Below are 18,520 nucleotides of genomic sequence, written 5' to 3'. Positions count from 1 at the left end.
CGAGGACTTATCCACACACTTAGCAATCATGCGTATTCAGTTTTCAGGGAATGAAACCAACCTCTTTACCCCAGAATGGGTAAGGAGGTTTTTCGTTTTTATAGTAAAAAGTCAAACTCGCAAAGATTTTGTCGATAAGTTAGTCCGAATGACCGACAAGTTCCCTCTTGCAGACGGGTCTTGGGGTAGACTAACATGAGAAGGTACCTGATCCAGGCGTTGGAGTAGGCGAGGTTATGAAGGAGAATCGTTCATGAAAAAAATTCTAATCTTTTCCGCTTCCATCGGTAACGGGCACAACCAGGCAGCGCGGGCCATGCAAGAAAGCTTGGCCGAGAATGGTTGCACATCAATGATCATCGATACGTTGGAATATATTAGCCCCACCTTCCACAAGATTCTGCTGGAAAGCTATATGAATCTGCTAAGACTGTCACCCAAGATGTGGGGCAGAATTTATCATAATACAGAAAAAACCCGTTTCTTCGATATGAATGTGCTCATGAATAAGTTATTGGCAAACAAACTAAAAAAGCTGATCAACAGTGTACAACCGGATGCCTTTATTGCTACGCATCCGTTTGCAAGCTGTATGCTCTCCGTACTGAAAGGGAGAAATGATTGGAAGGAACCAATCTATACGATCATTACCGACTATACAATCCATCCCTCATGGATTAATCACCATATCAATTATTACTTCATCGGTCATGAACAACTGTATTATTTGTTAGACGTTTATCGACAGGACCATCAAAAATTCATTCCGATGGGCATTCCCATTATGAAAAAATTCAGCTTGCCATTGGAACCCGATTTGATTCGGCAAAAGCTTGGCCTCGCTCCTGGACAAAAGAGCATTATTCTGTCAGGAGGCGGATTGGGTCTCGGCTCGATGGAAAAGGTATTAGATGGGCTAGAAGAGATTAACATTCCTCTGAAAACCTTTGTGTTAACAGGGACAAACGACAAGCTGTACAAAAAAGTTTTAAATCGTACGTATCGCCATGAAGTCGTACCTCTAAAATTCATCAATAACTTCCACGAATACTTGGAAACGGCTGATTTAATTGTCACCAAATCAGGCGGACTCACATCAGCTGAAGTAATGAGTAAACGGGTACCCATGATTATTTACAACCCTCTGCCTGGACAGGAAGAGAGGAATAGCCACTTTTTGCTCAATAATGGATGTGCCGTACATGCGAATCTGTCGGAGCAGTTGATTTACTTTATCGATGAACTATTGCATAGCCCGTCAAAGGTGGATTATATGCGTAGAATGGGACAGAAAATCTCGAAGCCAGATGCTGCACAACGAATTACCGAGTTTATCATGGATGATATGAATATGTTGCCAGGAGAAGTAGAATAGCTGCCTAGCCAGACAAAATGGAGGAACCCATGACTGTACCATTCGCCATATTATTTGATATGGATGGCACGTTACTGCAAACAGAAAAGCTGTCGACCCCCGCATTTATTCGAACGTTTGACCAGCTTCGTGAAAAAGGGCTATGGCAAGGGGAAACCCCTGACGAACGTGAACTGATCAATGTACTGGGAATGACGATCGAGCAGATTTGGGACAAATTGTTGCCAGGCGCGAGTGAGGAAGCAATTCGATCAGCAGACGCCTTCTTGCTAGACAATGAAATCCAGTTACTCAAAGAAAGAGTGACTGAGCTATATCCGGATGTAAAATCAACCTTGGAAAAGCTGCGTGAAAAAGGATTTGCTTTGTTTGTAGCAAGCAATGGGCAGGAAGAGTACATTGACGCCATTTGCCAGGAATACGAGTTAAAGCCGCTGATGACCGACCTGTACTCGGCTGGCCGTTTCCGTACGCATTCCAAAAATGACTTGGTTGCAAAATTGTTGTCTGATTACAAAATCGGGCAGGCCATCATGGTAGGAGATCGTCACTCCGACGTGGAAGCAGGCAAGACAAACGGCTTATTTACCATTGGATGCGACTTTGGTTTTGCCAAACCAGGCGAGCTTGATGATGCAGATGTCATCATCACCAGCTTCTCTCAGCTACTGAATCATTTGCCAGCAATCGACACCAATACACAATAACAAACATAAACCATTCCTCAGGGAGTGGTTTTTTTGTTGATCATGTCCAAGTTTCAAGCGACCCTCTTTTGCCCACACTAGAATGTGTAAGGGACACTTGCGGGCACGCACTAAACCCATTATAATTAACGTCAAAGATAGTCAAAGTCAATAGGTGAACACAGAAAACAACACAGAGGAATAGGAGGCGATGACTTGCGTAACATCTCGGACATCATTGAACATCACTTAAAAAGCATCATTACAAACAGTCCCAATGGATCGATCGAGATTCAGCGTAGTGAGCTTGCCGACCATTTTCAATGTGTGCCGTCTCAGATCAATTACGTCATCAATACGCGCTTTACCGTTCAAAAAGGATACATTGTAGAGAGTAAGCGCGGGGGCGGCGGGTATATTCGCATACGCAAGGTGCAGATTGTCAGCAAAGCACGCTTGCAGGAATTGCTAACAGAAGAACTAATTGGTGAGAGCATCACTCAGAGTGTGGGAAATGCGATCGTAGAAAGACTATTTGAGGAAGGATTAGTCAACATCAGGGAAGCCACCTTGATGAAAATCGCGACCTCTCGAAACGTATTGACGCTAGAAGCTGAATTGCGGGATCGTTTGCGGGCAAATATTTTAAAGCAGATGATCGCAGCAATCCTGTTGAAGTAAAAGGAGGTATGATGTAATGAACTGTGAGGAATGCGGAAAACGACCGGCGACACTTCATTTGACGAAAATCGTCAATGGCGAAAAAACCGAATACCATATTTGCGAGCAATGTGCTCATGAAAAAGGGGACGTCTTTACCGGCTTTCACAACTTCAGCATCAACAATCTCCTTTCAGGACTTTTAAAATTTGATCCCATGCAAAAGAATGGACGCGAAACGGCATCGAATAAGACGCTTCAATGCGAAACATGTGGACTCACATATGCTCAATTCAGTAAAAGCGGTCGATTTGGCTGTAGTGATTGCTACACTTTTTTGGGTGATCGACTGGACCCACTTTTCCGCCGGATTCATGGAAACACACAACATAGTGGAAAAGTACCAGAGCGGACCGGTGGCAAACTGAAGATCCGCAAAGAGCTGGAGCAACTAAAGCAAGCGCTGCAAAGTCATGTCGCCAGTGAAGAGTTCGAGAAGGCAGCAGAAATGCGTGATCGAATTCGAGCATTGGAACAAAAAATGGCCCAATCGTAGCAAGGGAGGTTTAGCTGGTTATGTCCCAGAAGCAGTTTATGCAAAACCCGTGGAGCAATTGGATGAAAGGAGAAGGTCCTGATTCCGACATTGTCATTAGTACACGGCTGCGTATCGCCCGTAACCTGCGCCAGCACCCTTTTCCGTTATTGGCAACGGACTCGCAGGGCGAGGAAGTCGTCAGAAAGGTAACGGAAGTAAGCGATTCGGAGGCCATGCGCAAAAAGCATCAGCTTCAGGTCATCCATATGGACCAAATTAACCCGTTAGAAAAACGCGTTCTCGTAGAAAAGCATCTGATTAGCCCTCATCTGGCAGAGGAATCTCGAAAAGGTGCCGTATTGCTTCGTGAAGATGAGTCCGTCAGCATTATGGTTAATGAAGAAGACCATATTCGAATACAGGTACTATTACCCGGGTTTCGTTTGAACGAGGCATGGGAAATAGGTACGAAGATAGACGACATATTTGAGAAAAACTTGAATTATGCGTTCGACGAAACAAGAGGTTATCTTACAAGCTGCCCAACCAATGTGGGGACGGGAATTCGTGCATCTGTGATGTTGCACTTGCCCGCTCTGGTGATGACGCAGCAGATCAGCAGAATTTTACAGGCAATTAATCAAGTTGGTCTAGTCGTTAGAGGAATTTATGGGGAGGGCAGCGAAGCTCTAGGGAATCTTTTTCAGTTATCCAACCAGGTCACACTGGGGATGTCTGAGTCGGATATCCTTTCCAATCTCTACGGTGTAGCCAGACAGATTATTGAGCAAGAGCGTGTGGCACGTACTTACTTGCTGGAGCATACCCGGGTTTCTTTGGAAGATCGTATTTTTCGGTCATTTGGCATCCTGATGTACGCCCGTACGGTAGAGTCCAAGGAAGCAGCTCAACGCCTGTCCGATGTACGTCTGGGGATTGATCTAGGGATCATTCCAAATGTATCTCCGCTGGTCTTAAACGAGCTGTTGGTTACGACACAGCCAGGTTTTTTACAACACCACGCTGGACAAAAGCTCACACCGGACCAACGAGATGAAAGAAGGGCAAGGCTGATCCGAGAACGTCTGCGCGTAGTCGAATCACAAGAGTAATCGTAATGGTATCACGCAATTGTTAACCATATAGAGAAAAAACACGGTTATACGGAGGTGTACGATATGATGTTTGGACGTTTTACAGAACGAGCACAAAAAGTACTGGCGCTTGCCCTGGAAGAGGCGGTTCGTCTCGGACACAAAGATATTGGGACAGAGCATGTGCTGCTGGGACTTATTCGAGAAGGCGAAGGGATTGCGGCGAAGGCACTGCAATCGCTTGGGCTTGGCCTCGATAAAATCCAGAGTGAAGTGGAGTCGTTAATCGGGCGAGGAACAGAGCAGTCCGGTAGTAATTACACACCAAACTATACACCTCGCGCCAAAAAAGTCATTGAACTGTCGATGGACGAAGCCCGCAAGCTGGGTCATACCTATGTGGGGACTGAACATATTTTACTTGGCTTGATCCGTGAAGGAGAGGGCATTGCTGCGAGAATCATGAACAATCTGGGGGTTAGCCTGAACAAGGCACGTCAGCAGGTGCTCCAGCTTCTTGGCAGCTCGGAAATGATGGCATCTCATCAACCGTCTGGAGGGAATCCAGCGGCGAATACGCCGACACTGGACGGTTTGGCTCGGGATCTGACTGCAATCGCCCGTGATGGCGGGCTGGACCCGGTCATCGGTCGCCAAAAAGAAATCGAACGTGTGATCCAAGTACTTAGCAGACGCACCAAGAACAACCCCGTTTTGATTGGGGAGCCTGGTGTAGGGAAAACAGCTATTGCAGAAGGTCTTGCTCAAAAAATCGTGAACAACGAAATTCCAGAGACCCTTCGTGATAAGCGCGTCATGACGCTCGATATGGGAACCGTGGTTGCGGGAACAAAGTATCGCGGTGAGTTCGAAGATCGTCTGAAAAAAATCATGGACGAAATTCGCCAAGCAGGAAACATCATCCTGTTTATCGATGAGCTACACACCTTAATTGGTGCAGGTGGAGCAGAAGGCGCAATTGATGCCTCCAACATTTTGAAGCCTGCTCTGGCACGTGGCGAGCTACAGTGCGTAGGTGCCACTACGCTGGATGAATATCGCAAGTACATCGAGAAAGACGCGGCACTGGAGCGTCGTTTCCAACCGATTCAGGTTGATGAACCGACAGCTGAGGATGCTATTCGTATCCTGCATGGCCTTCGTGATCGTTACGAAGCCCACCATCGTGTCAAAATTACCGACGAAGCAATCGAGCAGGCAGTAAAACTGTCTGATCGCTATATTACGGAACGCTTCCTGCCTGACAAGGCCATTGACTTGGTAGACGAGGCGGCATCCAAGGTCCGCTTGCAATCCTTTACAGTTCCGCCAAACCTCAAAGAGCTGGAGGGACGTCTGGAAGAGGTACGCAAGGAAAAAGACGCTGCCGTACAATCCCAAGAATTCGAGGAAGCAGCAGCACTTCGCGATCAGGAGCAAAAACTGCGCGAAGAACTGGATAAAACGAAAAAAGACTGGAAAGAGCGCCAAGGCCAGCTGAACATGGAGGTTACGCCAGAAGACATCGCGCAAGTAGTGGCGAGTTGGACGGGTATTCCAGTGTTGAAGCTGAAGGAAGAGGAAACAGAGCGCTTGCTGAAGATGGAAGAGATTTTGCACGATCGTGTCATTGGTCAGGATGAAGCAGTCAAATCCATCTCGCGTGCGATCCGCCGTGCCCGTGCTGGTCTTAAAGACCCAAAACGCCCGATTGGCTCGTTTATCTTCCTGGGACCTACTGGTGTGGGTAAAACCGAATTGGCTCGTGCCGTGGCAGAGACGCTTTTCGGCGACGAGGATGCAATGATTCGTGTAGATATGTCCGAGTATATGGAGAAGCATTCCACGGCTCGTCTGGTAGGGGCTCCTCCTGGCTACGTAGGCTTTGACGAAGGCGGTCAGCTGACCGAAAAAGTGCGTCGCAAGCCTTATTCTGTCATTTTGCTGGACGAAATTGAGAAAGCCCACCCAGACGTATTCAACATCTTGCTACAAGTATTGGATGATGGTCGTTTGACAGACTCCAAGGGACGTACGGTTGATTTCCGCAATACGGTTGTCATCATGACTTCCAACGTCGGAGCCAGCATGATCAAGAAAAATACGACGCTCGGCTTCACGACTAACGATTCGGAAAGAAAGTATCAGGATATGAAGGACAAAGTCATGGATGAGCTGAAAAAGAGCTTCCGTCCTGAGTTCTTGAACCGTATCGACGAAGTCATCGTGTTCCACTCTTTGGAGCAAGAGCATATCGAACAAATCGTATCTCTCATGACAGACGAGCTGCGTAAACGTTTGAAAGAGCAAGACATTGATTTCCAATTGACCGAAGAAGCCAAGAAAGTTTTGGCAAAAGAAGGCTTTGATCCTGCCTATGGGGCGCGCCCTCTGCGTCGTGCTATCCAGCGCCACATCGAGGATAATTTGTCCGAGGAGTTGCTCAAGGGCACGATCAGTAAAGGCGATACGGTCAATATCGAGGCCGAAGAAGGCAAGCTGGTTGTCAAGCGCCTTGAAAAAACGAAATCGTAAGCTGGTTGAAACGTAATAGAATGCCTCCTGATTCGGGAGGTATTCTTTTTTTGGGTGCGTAATTATGATAAAAGTAGAGAAAGAAATCCAAGTGAGGGTGCGATTATGTCAAAGTATAAAACGAAATACGCGTGTCAAGAATGTGGCTATGAATCGCCAAAATGGATGGGAAAATGCCCGGGATGCGGCAGCTGGAACACCTTGGTAGAGGAAGTGACGGTAAAAAATGCACATCGCCACGAGGGGCTGAGCGGCGGGCAGCGCCAATCCGCGATTCCATTGACTCAGGTAGCCAGTGAAGAAGAGCCACGCATGGACACGACGATTGGAGAATTGAATCGTGTTCTCGGTGGAGGACTTGTTCCGGGTTCACTCATTTTGGTTGGGGGAGACCCCGGAATCGGAAAATCGACATTGCTTTTGCAGACATCTTTTGCCTTGGCTCATCAAGGGGCGAAGGTTCTCTATGTATCTGGAGAGGAGTCGGCAAAACAAATCAAAATTCGCGCGGATCGACTTCATTTGCAAACGCCGCCGATGTTTGTATTGGCAGAAAATGATTTGGATTTGATCGAACAGCATATTAATCAAGTAGACCCGGATGTACTCATTATTGACTCGATCCAGACAGTGTTTCACCCGACGATCCAATCGGCTGCGGGTAGTGTCGCACAAGTGCGGGAGGCTACAGCCCAATTGATGCGGATTGCAAAAGGGAAAGGAATTGGTACCTTCATCGTTGGTCACGTAACCAAGGAAGGCTCGATCGCTGGTCCGCGCATGCTTGAGCACATGGTAGATGCTGTTCTCTATTTTGAAGGGGAGCGACACAATACGTTTCGAATTTTGCGCGCCGTCAAAAACCGTTTTGGTTCGACAAACGAAATCGGTATTTTCGAGATGAAGGATCGCGGTTTGGAGGAAGTCGCGAATCCATCTGAGATATTTTTGGCAGAGCGTCCATTTGGTGTTGCGGGTTCGACAGTCGTAGCCAGTATGGAGGGTACACGGCCTGTTTTGGTTGAGCTGCAAGCTCTCGTTGCCCCGACCAGCTTTGTAACCCCACGGAGAACAGCAACAGGGGTCGATCATCAGCGTGTGGCGATGATCATGGCAGTGCTGGAAAAGCGCATGGGCATGATGCTGCAAAATCAGGATGCTTATGTAAACGTAGCAGGTGGGGTCAGATTAGATGAGCCAGCGGTTGATTTGGCCATTGCTGTAAGCATTGCAAGCAGTTTCCGTGATCATGCTACCAATCCGCATGATGTCGTTATCGGAGAAATTGGTTTGACTGGTGAGGTGCGCGGTGTCTCCCGTATTGAGCAACGAGTACGAGAAGCACATAAGCTAGGCTTTAAGCGTGTCATCATACCGGAGAAAAACATCCGTGGTCTGGATGCGCCAGCAGATATTCAAGTAATTGGTGTGAGCAATATTTCCGATGCGTTGAACGAGGTGATAAGGAGGTAGGAGTGGGCATGCAGGGGAACATCAAAAGAACTCCGCAATTCGGTGATGTGCTTCGTCTCGTGGCACCCGGCACACAGCTTCGTGAAGGGTTGGAAAATGTTTTACGGGCCAAAACCGGGGGCTTGATCGTCATTGGGTGCGGTCCGGAGATGAAGTCGATTGTCGATGGCGGTTTTTCCATCAATTGTGAGTTTTCTCCTGCCCATTTGTATGAATTAGCGAAGATGGATGGGGCGATTATAGTAAGTGAAGACGCAAAACGTATCCTGTACGCGAATACGCAAATCTTCCCACCCTCCTCAATCCCTACGAGCGAGACGGGGACACGGCATCGTACAGCGCAACGGACGGCCATGCAAACGAATCATCTGGTCATTGCGATCTCTCAGCGCCGCAATGTGATCACGCTGTACCAGGGGAATTTTCGGTATGTCTTAAGCGAAATCAGCGTCATTTTGGCCAAGGCGAATCAGGCTGTATCTACCCTTGAGAAATACAAGGCCGTGCTGGAGCAAACTTTGACGAATCTCGGTGCGTTAGAATTCGAGGAGCTCGTTACTTTACACGAAGTTGCCTCGGTTTTGCAACGGATTGAGATGGTGTTACGTATTAAGACAGAGGTCTCCAAGTACATCTGTGAGCTAGGCGTAGAAGGAAGGCTCGTCAGTATGCAGTTGGAGGAACTGGTTTCAAACATTGAGGAAGAGGCCCATATGCTAATTCGGGACTACTCCCGAGATCCATCCTATTCACCTGATCTCGTGCTCCGGGACATGAAAAAATTGAACTCGGAGGAAATGCTCGAGCTCCCTTATTTTTTGCGAACGCTGGGGTATTCCTCTAATGCCAGTATGATGGATGAATCTGTTTCACCTAGAGGTTATCGGATCCTGTACAAGATTCGGCGTCTGCCTGTCACGATCATCTCGAATCTGGTAGAGCATTTTCATCATTTGCCGCGAATCATGATGGCAACGATTCAGGAATTAGACGAAGTGGAAGGCATTGGCGAGGTTCGCGCGCGAGCGATTAAAGAGGGGCTGAAACGGATTCAAGAACAAGTGTTCATTGACAGACACATTTAAAGTAGAATAGGATAAAGGCATTATTTGTATTCAACATTTGCCTAGGGACTTGGATAAAAACAAGGTCGACAGGATAACCTGCTCCTTACGCAAAAGAAATCAGGAGGTAGTCTATGTTCGTGAAATCGTTACCGAACATACTAACCGTAAGCAACTTGTTTCTGGGAGTTTTAGCAATTATTCTTGCGTTTCGAGGCGATCAATACGTCGATTATGCAGCGATCACAGTGATCATTGGTATGCTGGCAGACGGGCTGGATGGACGTGTAGCTCGTATGCTGAATGCCCAAAGCGAATTCGGGAAGGAATTGGATTCCCTTTCTGACGTTATTACATTTGGGATTGCGCCAGCGTTCATCATGTATGTTGTCGTCTTGCAACACTTTGATTTGCTTGGGATTCTCATTACAGCCATTTTTCCGATCTGTGGTGCGCTGCGTTTGGCGCGTTTTAACGTACAGGCCGGGGTTCCGGGGTATTTTATTGGTTTGCCGATTACGGCAGCGGGAGGCGTACTGGCTACACTCGCACTCTATCACCAAGTGTTCACTCCGGTATTGCTTGCCGTAAGTATGTTGCTGCTTGCCTTTTTGATGGTATCAAAGGTTAAGTATCCTAACTTTAAAAAAGTGGGGATTCCTAAATCCGCTTACTGGATCACACCGATTATCATCGCGATTGTGGTCGTTGTAGCGATTAAGTATCCGCAGCAATTTCCAAAAATTGTATTCCTTCCACTCGCTTTTTACGCTCTGTACGGAATAAAAAAAAACGTTGACTTTCTCGTCAAAAAATTACGTAAGCGTAAAAACAAAGAAGAAGAATCCGTTCCGTTTGAATAGTTACCGCATAAAAAAACCCACACTTCAATGTGCGGGTTTTTCTTTTTTGTATGCAACTTTTTATAGGGTTCATTCGTAATACGAGTAGCGGACTTTTAAGACAGATTGAAGACACCCAAAGTATTCAGTCGGTTGGATTCTTTCTGAAGCACATCTTCTAGCTTAATGTCAGTAATATTGCACAAGGCAGTCAGGTAAAAAAGGTTTTTGCCAAGCTCAGCAGTAACTACGTCGCGACAATGCTCACACAGTGGGCCGTTAAAGTGGGTGTCCAATTGGGACTTGTTGTCCTCCAGATTCTTGTTGGAATCGTATGTCTGTTTCTTGGCAACCACTTCGACACAGCCGCATTCGGTGATGGCTTTTGTCAGTGAACGGTTAATGCGGGATGCCGTTTCCTGAACTTTGGACATGACGTCCAGTACGCTACGATGTCTGATCAAAAGCTCGGATACTTGCGTTTGAAAGTCGTCTATGTTTCGATTGTCCATCCTGGTTCACCTCTGCTTTAGGCTGTTGGTATCGTCATAATTTTCTCTCATTGCGATACTGACATTATAAGAAGGGAGTCAGCTCCCTGTCAATTTACCATCGAAGGAAACGAGTGTTCCCGGGTTGACGAGAAAATGACAACTATGTTAAAATTTTTGGCTATTTGACATGGCAAAATCTTTTTTGCTATAGTGAGGGAAAGTAAAATGAAGCATTGTAATGATTTGGAAAAAAATAGGGTTTTACTCTTATGCTTCTGTCTATATTAGTAAAAGGAGGTGAAGGCATGTTACGCCGAGTAGGAAAATTCATTTTTGTTTTGATTGGTGGCGGATTGGGGTATCGATTTGGTGACGAACTGTTCTCGTTGCTTGATCCACTGTTAAACTTTGGTGTAGTAGCCGGATCGCAATATATTGGGGCTGTACTGGGTGCCATCTTGTTTTTCTTTTTAGCGAATTGGGTTGTGGATTATGTTCTGCGCATCGTTCGATGGGGCGAAGAGACACTCGTTAAAATGCCGGTTGTCGATGTGATGTTCGGAGCGATGGGGTTGATTAGTGGTCTTATTATTGCATTCTTATTATTCCTGCCCATCAGTAAAATTCCGATTCCATATGTAGGAGATCTTCTGCCGTTAATTGTTTCCGGGTTGCTTGGTTATTTGGGCTTCCAGGTAGGGTTTCGCAAGCGGGACGAGATTATGTCGGTATTTTCGATTGGACGTAAGGATAAGAAAAAGGATAGCGCAACAACGGCCGTTAACTTGGAAAATAAAATTCTCGATACCAGTGTCATCATCGACGGACGCATCGCAGACATTTGCCGTACCGGCTTTCTGGAAGGTGTACTGGTCATTCCGGGATTTGTGTTAGAGGAGCTGCAGCATATCGCTGATTCCTCCGATGTACTGAAGAGAAACCGTGGTCGTCGCGGTCTGGATATCTTGAACAAGATTCAAAAAGAAATGAAGGTAAAGGTTCAGATTTGGGAAGGCGATTTTGAAGAAGTATCCGAGGTGGACAGCAAGCTGATCAAGCTTGCCAAGCTCATTAACGGAAAGGTCGTAACTAACGACTTCAACCTGAACAAGGTATGTGAGCTGCAAGGTGTTGGGGTTTTGAACATCAATGATTTGGCGAATGCAGTCAAGCCCGTTGTTTTACCTGGAGAAGAAATGAACGTTCAAGTCATCAAGGATGGGAAAGAGCACGGTCAGGGTGTCGCTTATCTGGACGATGGCACGATGATTGTCGTAGAGGGTGGACGAGAATACATCGGAAACGACGTCGACGTTCTCGTAACGAGCGTGCTGCAAACTTCAGCAGGACGAATGATCTTCGCCAAACCAAAGTTGCTGGAACGAGCGTTATAGAAAAGACAGGAGAGGGATGAATCAGTGAGTACGGGTGTCGTGATCGTTGCAGCCGGTTCGGGTAAACGAATGGGTGGACAACGAAACAAGTTGTGGTTACCGCTTGCGGGCGAGCCGATCTTGGCTCATACGGTACGTCTTTTTGCTACTCATCCCGACATTGATGAAGTCGTGTTGGTGGTGAGTGAAAGAGACCACGCAGAAGTAATGGCCTGGGTCTCGGCTGAAAAGCTGGAGGCTGTGGTGACACTGGGTGGAGCGGAGCGACAAGACAGTGTGAGAAATGGCCTGGCTTCACTACCCGCAGATTGCGATTACGTACTGGTTCACGATGCTGCTCGTCCTTTCGTCACTCGCAAACAGATCAGTGACATGATCAAACAGGTGCAACACGATCAGGCAACGATCATGGCAGTACCTGTCAAAGATACGATAAAAGTGGTGGGGGCAACAGGACTTGTAGAGTCAACCCCGGCACGGGAAAGCTTGTGGGCGGTTCAAACCCCACAAGCTTTTCGTATGTCTTTATTGCGAGAGGCACATCAGGCAGCAGAGGCAGCAGGGAAGTTGGGCACGGATGATGCGATGCTGGTTGAGTGGCTGGGTCATCCGGTAGCGATTATGCACGGAAGCTATGAGAACATTAAGATTACTACGCCAGATGATCTGTGGTTTGGTGAAGAGATATTGCGGAAACGAAAGGGAGAGTAGCTCATGCGTATTGGACAAGGTTTTGACGTGCATCAATTGGTAGAGGGGCGTCCATGCATTATCGGAGGCGTCACCATCCCGTATGAAAAAGGCTTGCTGGGGCATTCTGACGCGGATGTTCTCCTCCATGCGATTAGTGACGCGATTCTTGGAGCGATTGGTGAGGGGGATATTGGCCGTCATTTCCCAGATACAGACCCTGCTTTTAAGGATGCGGATAGCGTAAAGCTGCTGGAGCATGTATGGAAGTTGGTTCGGGAGCGCGGCTACCGTTTAGGAAACGTGGATGCAACAATCATTGCCCAAGCACCGAAGATGGCGCCGTACATCCCGCAAATGTGTGAAGTTATTGCGCGTGTGCTAGAAGTAGACGACCTCTCGCAAGTGAATGTGAAGGCGACGACTTCGGAGAAACTCGGTTTTACAGGTAGAGGAGAAGGAATCGCTGCACAGGCAGTATGCTTGCTTGTCAAGTAGAAGGGCAAGGTGTAACATAAAGCCTTAGATACGTTTTTACTTAGGTCAAGTTTATAGCCTTTTACATTCATAAGGATGGTGCTACCAATGGCGAAAGAAATCCGCACACGTTATGCGCCGAGTCCTACGGGGCATTTACACATCGGCGGTGCGCGAACAGCGCTCTTTAATTATCTTTTTGCAAAACATCACGGTGGTTCGTTCATCGTTCGGATTGAAGATACGGACCAAACGCGCAATAAGGAAAATGCGGACGAAGAGCAAATGAAAAACCTGAAATGGCTCGGCGTAACATGGGAGGAAGGTACGGATGTTGGTGGACCGTATGGACCGTACCGTCAAACAGAGCGTCTGGACATTTATCGGAAATATATCGATCAACTGCTGGCAGAAGGCAAAGCATACTACTGCTACGCGACAAAAGAAGAACTGGATGCAGAGCGTGAAGAACAGCTCGCACGTGGAGAAACACCACGCATTTTGGAAAAGCACCGCCATGTAACGGACGAGCAGCGTGCTCAGTACGAAGCAGAAGGGCGAGTGCCATCCATTCACTTCCTCGTTCAGGATGATCGCGAGTATGTTGTGAACGACCTGATTCGTGGCCAGGTAACCTTCAACTCCAACGAGATGGGCGATTTCGTTATTTGCCGTCCTGATGGAATTCCTACATACAACTTTGCCGTTGTAGTGGACGACTATTTGATGAAAATTAGCCACGTCATTCGTGGTGAAGAGCATCTGTCCAACACGCCTCGTCAATTGATGATTTATGAAGCCTTAGGGTGGGAAGCGCCTGACTTCGCTCACTTGGCTCTGATCCTCAACCAAGATGGCAAAAAGATGTCCAAGCGCGATGAGAGCATCCTTCAGTTCATTGAACAGTACCGTGACCTCGGCTTCTTGCCAGAAGCAATCGTGAACTTCCTTGTTCTTTTGGGATGGTCTCCAGGTGGCGAAGAAGAGATTTTCTTAATGGAAGATTTGATCAAGCTGTTCTCGATGGACCGCGTGAACAAGTCGCCAGCGGTGTTTGATGCAACGAAGATGAACTGGATGAACAACTTCTATTTGAAGCGCCAACCGCTGGATATGATTACAGACATGTGTATCCCGCATCTGCAAAAAGCTGGCTTCATCGAAGAGAATTTGTCTGCTGAGAAGAGCGAATGGGTTCGCAGTATTGTTGGCTTGTACCAAGAGCAAATGTCCTACTGTGCGCAAATCGTTCCGCTGGCAGCTCTTTTCTTCCTCGACGAAGTGGTGTACGATGAAGAAGCAACTCTGGTGCTAAAAGAACCACAATTGCCGGAAGTACTTGCTTCCTTTGTGAAGCACCTTTCTGCCCATGATGCATATAATGTGGATGTTATTAAAGCGGTACTCAAAGACGTGCAAAAGGAAACGGGTCACAAAGGCAAGGCGTTGTTCATGCCAGTCCGTGTAGGAGCAACTGGCCAGGCACATGGTCGCGATTTAGCGGAGACGTTGTATCTGCTCGGACGCGACAAGGTGATTGCACGTGCAGAGCAAGTAATTGCAAACGGTCAGTAGACGATTGTCTGCTGCATGATTTTATACAAAGGAATGCGACGATCAGGAGAAGTACAACAGTTTGCACATCTACAGAGAGGATGGATAGGTGAGAGCCATCTGATGTGCCCTGTATGGAAATGCCCCTGTGAGCAATGAGCTGAACCTATCTTTTTGAAAAGATATCAGTAGGCGCCATCGGCTTCCCGCCGTTATCGGGATATGAGCGAGATTTGTTCATGACTGTTGTGCGTTCGAGAGACAGTGTGACGATCTAAGCAGAGTGGAACCACGGTAAACCCGTCTCTGTCCCTTCGTGTTTGAGGGGATAGGGACGTTTTTTATTTTTTTGAACCCTGACATTGAGGTTGAAAGTGAGCAGGTAAATCAGGCAGGAGGTGCCACCCAAAAATGTTAGCACAGATGAGAGATGACATTCATGCTGTTTTTGAACGAGACCCGGCTGCGCGCAGTACGCTGGAAGTCGTCATGACCTATTCCGGTTTGCACGCGATATGGGGGCACCGGATTGCCCACAGGCTCTGGAAGGCCGAACTATGTACACTCGCCCGAATTGTCTCTCAACTATCCCGCTTTTTCACGGGAATTGAGATTCATCCGGGCGCAACAATTGGCCGCGGCTTGTTCATTGACCATGGCATGGGTGTTGTGATCGGAGAGACGTGCGAAATTGGAGACAATGTAACGATTTATCAAGGGGTTACACTCGGGGGAACAGGTAAGGAAAAAGGAAAACGTCACCCTACAATCGGCAATGATGTCATTATTGCTACGGGAGCAAAGGTGTTGGGCTCCTTCAAAATTGGCGATAATTCAAAGATAGGGGCTAGTGCCGTTGTCTTGCAGGAGGTACCGCCTAACTCGACCGTAGTAGGAATCAAGGGACGCATCGTCATCCAGGATGGCAAGCGCGTCAAAAATGATTTGGACCATGTAAACATGCCAGACCCGGTAGCAGATACGATTCGTATGATGCAAAAGGAAATTGAGCAATTACGCAAAGAATTGGAGCTTTTGAGGGAGGATAAAAAGAACGATGGGCATTCAGCTGACTAACACGATGACGCGGCGAAAGGAACCGTTTCACACATTGGAGCCAGGGAAGGTAAAAATGTACGTGTGCGGCCCGACCGTGTACAACTACATCCACATTGGTAATGCGCGCCCTGCCATTGTATTTGATACGCTTCGCCGCTACTTGAAATATCGTGGCTATGAAGTGACATTCGTGCAAAACATTACGGATGTAGATGACAAACTGATACGTGTGGCGAATCAGGAAGGTGTCACCGTCAAAGAAGTGGCTGATCGATACACGGATGCGTACAATGCTGATCTGAAAGCACTGAACGTACTGCCACCTGATATTCAACCACGAGTGATGCAGACGATTCCGGAGATTATTGAATTCGTGCAAGGGTTGATTGAAAAAGGCTTTGCCTACGAGAGTGAGGGAGACGTCTATTTCCGCACGGGACGTTTTCAGGAATACGGAAAGCTCTCACATCAACCGTTGGATGATTTGCAGGCAGGTGCTCGTGTAGAAATCAACGAGAAAAAGGAACATCCCCTGGACTTTGTACTTTGGAAAGCGGCCAAAACCGGAGAAGTTACCTGGGACAGTCCGTGGGGCGAAGGAAGACCGGGATGGCATATTGAGTGCTCGGCAATGGCCCTGAAGTTTTTGGGTGAGGAAATCGATATCCATGCGGGCGGAACAGACCTTGTGTTCCCGCACCACGAAAACGAAATTGCCCAGTCGGAGTGCTTTACGGGTAAAGTCTTTGCTCGCTACTGGCTACACAACGGCATGCTCAATATCGATAACGAAAAAATGTCCAAATCCCTCGGGAATTTCTTGCTTGCGAGCGAGCTTTCGGAGAAGTTCGGCGGTCAATTAATTCGCTTCTTCATGCTTCAGGGGCATTATCGCAACCCGATCAATTTTAGCGAAGAGTTGATTGAACAGGCGGCCAATGGTCTAGAGAGAGTCAAGACCGCGTATACGAACCTGTCCCATCGTCTGGATACCGTGCGCGCAGAAGAGCCGAATGATCAGGCACAGGAGCAAGCACGAATCATTGGGGAGCTTCGTGAGCGATTCATTTCCGAGATGGATGATGATATCAATACAGCGAATGCTATTACCGTTATTTTTGACGTCGTGAAGGAAGCCAACCTGTATTTGCGTCATCAAAATGTAGGCGAAACTGAAGTTCGTGCGTACATGGATCTGTTGGGGGAGTTGACGGAGGTTCTTGGTCTTGAAATTGCAGAAGAGCAGGAGCTGGTGGATAGTGAGATCGATGCGTTGATCGAAGAGCGCACAGAAGCTCGCAAAGCAAGAAACTTTGCCCGTTCTGACGAAATCCGCGATCTGCTCGCAGCAAAAGGAATCGTGCTTGAGGACACGCCACAAGGTGTTCGCTGGCGTCGAAAATAAGGGGCCGAAGAAAATAGATGCAAAAAGAAGAACTGACCCGAGATCCTAATCTGACCAATCCACTCGTGCTTGCCTTCCTCGGGGATGCTACCTATTCGCATTGTGTCAGGTATCATTTGATCGCCAAGGGGCTGGTTAAACCAAACCAGCTCCACAAGGCGGCCAACCGCTATGTTTCAGCGAAAGCACAGGCCAATGTGTTGTTGACGTTAATGCCCACATTGCCAGAGGAAGAATTGAATGTAGTGAAGCGGGGGCGGAATGCCAAATCTGGCTCCAGTGCCAAAAACGCCGATATTATCGACTACCGTCACGCAACGGCTTTTGAAGCATTGATCGGGTACCTGTACTTGAGTGGAAAAGAAGAGCGGATCGCTGAAATTGTGCAGCAAGCTTTTGCCATAGTGGAAGGAGAATCATGAAATGAGTGAAGAATGGATTCTGGGGAAAAACCCCGTCATCGAGGCTTTGCGATCAGGCCGTACGATTAATAAGATTTGGGTTGCAGAGGGAACAAATAAAAATCTGATGGGACCTGTCTTTGCCTTGGCGAAAGAACAGGGTGTCATTGTGACGACAGCGAACCGCAAAAAGTTGGATCAGCTCGTGTCGACGGACAACCATCAGGGGGTAGTGGCTTCTGTTGCTGCTTATGATTATGTAGAAGTAGACGATATTTTGAAGCGGGCAGAGGAAAAAAACGAGGTGCCGTTCATTTTGCTGTTGGACGAGCTGGAAGATCCACATAACCTCGGTTCGATCATGCGGACAGCCGATGCAGTCGGTGCTCATGGTGTCATCATTCCAAAACGACGTTCTGTCAGTTTGACGGCAACAGTGGCAAAAGCTTCAGCAGGGGCGATCAACTACGTGCCGGTAGCGCGAGTGACGAACTTAGTTCGTACCATGGAAGAGCTCAAAGAACGCGGCGTTTGGATCGCAGGAACAGACGCGAGTGCTAAACAAGATTTCCGTCAGGGTGATTTTACGATGCCGCTCGCGATTGTCATTGGCAGCGAAGGAAAAGGCATGAGTCGCCTCGTTCGGGAGAACTGTGATTTTCTATACAGCCTTCCGATGGCGGGCAATGTTACCTCACTCAACGCCTCTGTAGCAGCTGCCTTGTTGATGTATGAAGTCTATCGCTCCAGGAGTCCAATTCCGACGCGGGTGAAATGAT

At 47.6% G+C, this 18,520-nt stretch carries 19 protein-coding genes and 1 other annotated feature; of the genes, 18 read left to right on the top strand and 1 reads right to left on the bottom strand.

Annotation, left to right across the window (positions count from 1 at the left end; translation table 11 throughout):
* From C7R93_RS30470 to pssA, 10 genes are all read left to right on the top strand, one after another.
* A partial coding sequence (locus tag C7R93_RS30470) for a hypothetical protein (RefSeq protein WP_208637849.1) occupies nt 1-199 on the top strand: 199 nt, incomplete at its 5' end.
* A 54-nt stretch (nt 200-253) separates the two neighbouring features.
* Entirely contained in the window at nt 254-1,375 is a 1,122-nt protein-coding gene (locus C7R93_RS24865; protein ID WP_106841308.1) for an MGDG synthase family glycosyltransferase, read from the top strand.
* Between the two features lie 29 nt (nt 1,376-1,404).
* A complete protein-coding gene (locus tag C7R93_RS24860) occupies nt 1,405-2,082 on the top strand; it encodes an HAD hydrolase-like protein (protein ID WP_106841307.1) in 678 nt (225 codons plus the stop codon).
* 195 nt (nt 2,083-2,277) lie between these two features.
* Entirely contained in the window at nt 2,278-2,742 is a 465-nt protein-coding gene (locus C7R93_RS24855) for a CtsR family transcriptional regulator (RefSeq protein ID WP_106841306.1), read from the top strand.
* 16 nt (nt 2,743-2,758) lie between these two features.
* A complete protein-coding gene (gene mcsA, locus C7R93_RS24850; protein WP_106841305.1) occupies nt 2,759-3,277 on the top strand; it encodes a protein-arginine kinase activator protein McsA in 519 nt (172 codons plus the stop codon).
* A gap of 20 nt (nt 3,278-3,297) precedes the next feature.
* Nucleotides 3,298-4,371 carry a protein-arginine kinase McsB gene (mcsB, locus tag C7R93_RS24845; protein ID WP_106841304.1) on the top strand — a complete coding sequence of 358 codons (1,074 nt, stop codon included), beginning with the start codon at nt 3,298-3,300 and terminating at the stop codon, nt 4,369-4,371.
* Between the two features lie 66 nt (nt 4,372-4,437).
* Nucleotides 4,438-6,888, top strand: a complete 2,451-nt coding sequence (locus C7R93_RS24840) for an ATP-dependent Clp protease ATP-binding subunit (RefSeq protein WP_106841303.1) — start codon at nt 4,438-4,440, stop codon at nt 6,886-6,888.
* Between the two features lie 105 nt (nt 6,889-6,993).
* Complete coding sequence (gene radA / locus C7R93_RS24835) at nt 6,994-8,361, top strand: DNA repair protein RadA (RefSeq protein WP_106841302.1); 1,368 nt, start codon at nt 6,994-6,996, stop codon at nt 8,359-8,361.
* A gap of 8 nt (nt 8,362-8,369) precedes the next feature.
* Nucleotides 8,370-9,446 carry a DNA integrity scanning diadenylate cyclase DisA gene (gene disA / locus C7R93_RS24830; RefSeq protein WP_106841311.1) on the top strand — a complete coding sequence of 359 codons (1,077 nt, stop codon included), beginning with the start codon at nt 8,370-8,372 and terminating at the stop codon, nt 9,444-9,446.
* A gap of 113 nt (nt 9,447-9,559) precedes the next feature.
* Entirely contained in the window at nt 9,560-10,288 is a 729-nt protein-coding gene (pssA, locus tag C7R93_RS24825) for a CDP-diacylglycerol--serine O-phosphatidyltransferase (RefSeq protein WP_106841301.1), read from the top strand.
* Between the two features lie 95 nt (nt 10,289-10,383).
* Here the strand turns inward: pssA and C7R93_RS24820 are convergent, their stop codons facing one another.
* Nucleotides 10,384-10,779, bottom strand: coding sequence for a nucleoside triphosphate pyrophosphohydrolase family protein (locus C7R93_RS24820; protein WP_047074748.1), 396 nt, complete (start codon nt 10,777-10,779; stop codon nt 10,384-10,386).
* Between the two features lie 287 nt (nt 10,780-11,066).
* Between C7R93_RS24820 and C7R93_RS24815 the strand changes: the two genes are divergently transcribed.
* The 8 genes from C7R93_RS24815 to rlmB all read left to right on the top strand — a co-directional run bounded on the left by C7R93_RS24815 (nt 11,067) and on the right by rlmB (nt 18,519).
* Entirely contained in the window at nt 11,067-12,155 is a 1,089-nt protein-coding gene (locus tag C7R93_RS24815; protein WP_106841300.1) for a PIN/TRAM domain-containing protein, read from the top strand.
* A 24-nt stretch (nt 12,156-12,179) separates the two neighbouring features.
* A complete protein-coding gene (gene ispD, locus C7R93_RS30790) occupies nt 12,180-12,866 on the top strand; it encodes a 2-C-methyl-D-erythritol 4-phosphate cytidylyltransferase (protein ID WP_244191652.1) in 687 nt (228 codons plus the stop codon).
* Nucleotides 12,867-12,869: 3 nt separating this feature from the next.
* Nucleotides 12,870-13,343 (top strand): 2-C-methyl-D-erythritol 2,4-cyclodiphosphate synthase, encoded by a 474-nt coding sequence (gene ispF / locus C7R93_RS30785; protein ID WP_056493496.1) that lies wholly within the window; start codon nt 12,870-12,872, stop codon nt 13,341-13,343.
* Nucleotides 13,344-13,430: 87 nt separating this feature from the next.
* Entirely contained in the window at nt 13,431-14,897 is a 1,467-nt protein-coding gene (gltX, locus tag C7R93_RS24805) for a glutamate--tRNA ligase (RefSeq protein WP_106841299.1), read from the top strand.
* A 29-nt stretch (nt 14,898-14,926) separates the two neighbouring features.
* Nucleotides 14,927-15,187, top strand: a binding site (T-box leader).
* Nucleotides 15,188-15,287: 100 nt separating this feature from the next.
* A complete protein-coding gene (gene cysE / locus C7R93_RS24800; RefSeq protein WP_106841298.1) occupies nt 15,288-15,953 on the top strand; it encodes a serine O-acetyltransferase in 666 nt (221 codons plus the stop codon).
* Nucleotides 15,934-17,340, top strand: a complete 1,407-nt coding sequence (cysS, locus tag C7R93_RS24795) for a cysteine--tRNA ligase (protein WP_106841297.1) — start codon at nt 15,934-15,936, stop codon at nt 17,338-17,340. Before cysE ends, cysS begins: the two co-directional genes overlap by 20 nt.
* A gap of 17 nt (nt 17,341-17,357) precedes the next feature.
* A complete protein-coding gene (locus tag C7R93_RS24790) occupies nt 17,358-17,762 on the top strand; it encodes a Mini-ribonuclease 3 (protein ID WP_007716204.1) in 405 nt (134 codons plus the stop codon).
* Between the two features lies 1 nt (nt 17,763).
* Complete coding sequence (gene rlmB, locus C7R93_RS24785; protein WP_106841296.1) at nt 17,764-18,519, top strand: 23S rRNA (guanosine(2251)-2'-O)-methyltransferase RlmB; 756 nt, start codon at nt 17,764-17,766, stop codon at nt 18,517-18,519.
* Nucleotide 18,520 lies beyond the last annotated feature (1 nt).

This window comes from Brevibacillus fortis (assembly GCF_003013395.1).
Classification (GTDB): domain Bacteria; phylum Bacillota; class Bacilli; order Brevibacillales; family Brevibacillaceae; genus Brevibacillus; species Brevibacillus fortis.
This window is presented reverse-complemented; position numbering and strand designations above follow the sequence as displayed.

Coding starts and splice junctions, on each gene's coding strand:
- C7R93_RS24865 (WP_106841308.1), top strand. CDS start 254: ATGAAAAAAATTCTAATCTTTTCCGCTTCCATCGGTAACGGGCACAAC.
- C7R93_RS24860 (WP_106841307.1), top strand. CDS start 1,405: ATGACTGTACCATTCGCCATATTATTTGATATGGATGGCACGTTACTG.
- mcsA (WP_106841305.1), top strand. CDS start 2,759: ATGAACTGTGAGGAATGCGGAAAACGACCGGCGACACTTCATTTGACG.
- mcsB (WP_106841304.1), top strand. CDS start 3,298: ATGTCCCAGAAGCAGTTTATGCAAAACCCGTGGAGCAATTGGATGAAA.
- C7R93_RS24840 (WP_106841303.1), top strand. CDS start 4,438: ATGATGTTTGGACGTTTTACAGAACGAGCACAAAAAGTACTGGCGCTT.
- radA (WP_106841302.1), top strand. CDS start 6,994: ATGTCAAAGTATAAAACGAAATACGCGTGTCAAGAATGTGGCTATGAA.
- disA (WP_106841311.1), top strand. CDS start 8,370: ATGCAGGGGAACATCAAAAGAACTCCGCAATTCGGTGATGTGCTTCGT.
- pssA (WP_106841301.1), top strand. CDS start 9,560: ATGTTCGTGAAATCGTTACCGAACATACTAACCGTAAGCAACTTGTTT.
- C7R93_RS24820 (WP_047074748.1), bottom strand. CDS start 10,779: ATGGACAATCGAAACATAGACGACTTTCAAACGCAAGTATCCGAGCTT.
- C7R93_RS24815 (WP_106841300.1), top strand. CDS start 11,067: ATGTTACGCCGAGTAGGAAAATTCATTTTTGTTTTGATTGGTGGCGGA.
- ispF (WP_056493496.1), top strand. CDS start 12,870: ATGCGTATTGGACAAGGTTTTGACGTGCATCAATTGGTAGAGGGGCGT.
- gltX (WP_106841299.1), top strand. CDS start 13,431: ATGGCGAAAGAAATCCGCACACGTTATGCGCCGAGTCCTACGGGGCAT.
- cysE (WP_106841298.1), top strand. CDS start 15,288: ATGTTAGCACAGATGAGAGATGACATTCATGCTGTTTTTGAACGAGAC.
- cysS (WP_106841297.1), top strand. CDS start 15,934: ATGGGCATTCAGCTGACTAACACGATGACGCGGCGAAAGGAACCGTTT.
- C7R93_RS24790 (WP_007716204.1), top strand. CDS start 17,358: ATGCAAAAAGAAGAACTGACCCGAGATCCTAATCTGACCAATCCACTC.
- rlmB (WP_106841296.1), top strand. CDS start 17,764: ATGAGTGAAGAATGGATTCTGGGGAAAAACCCCGTCATCGAGGCTTTG.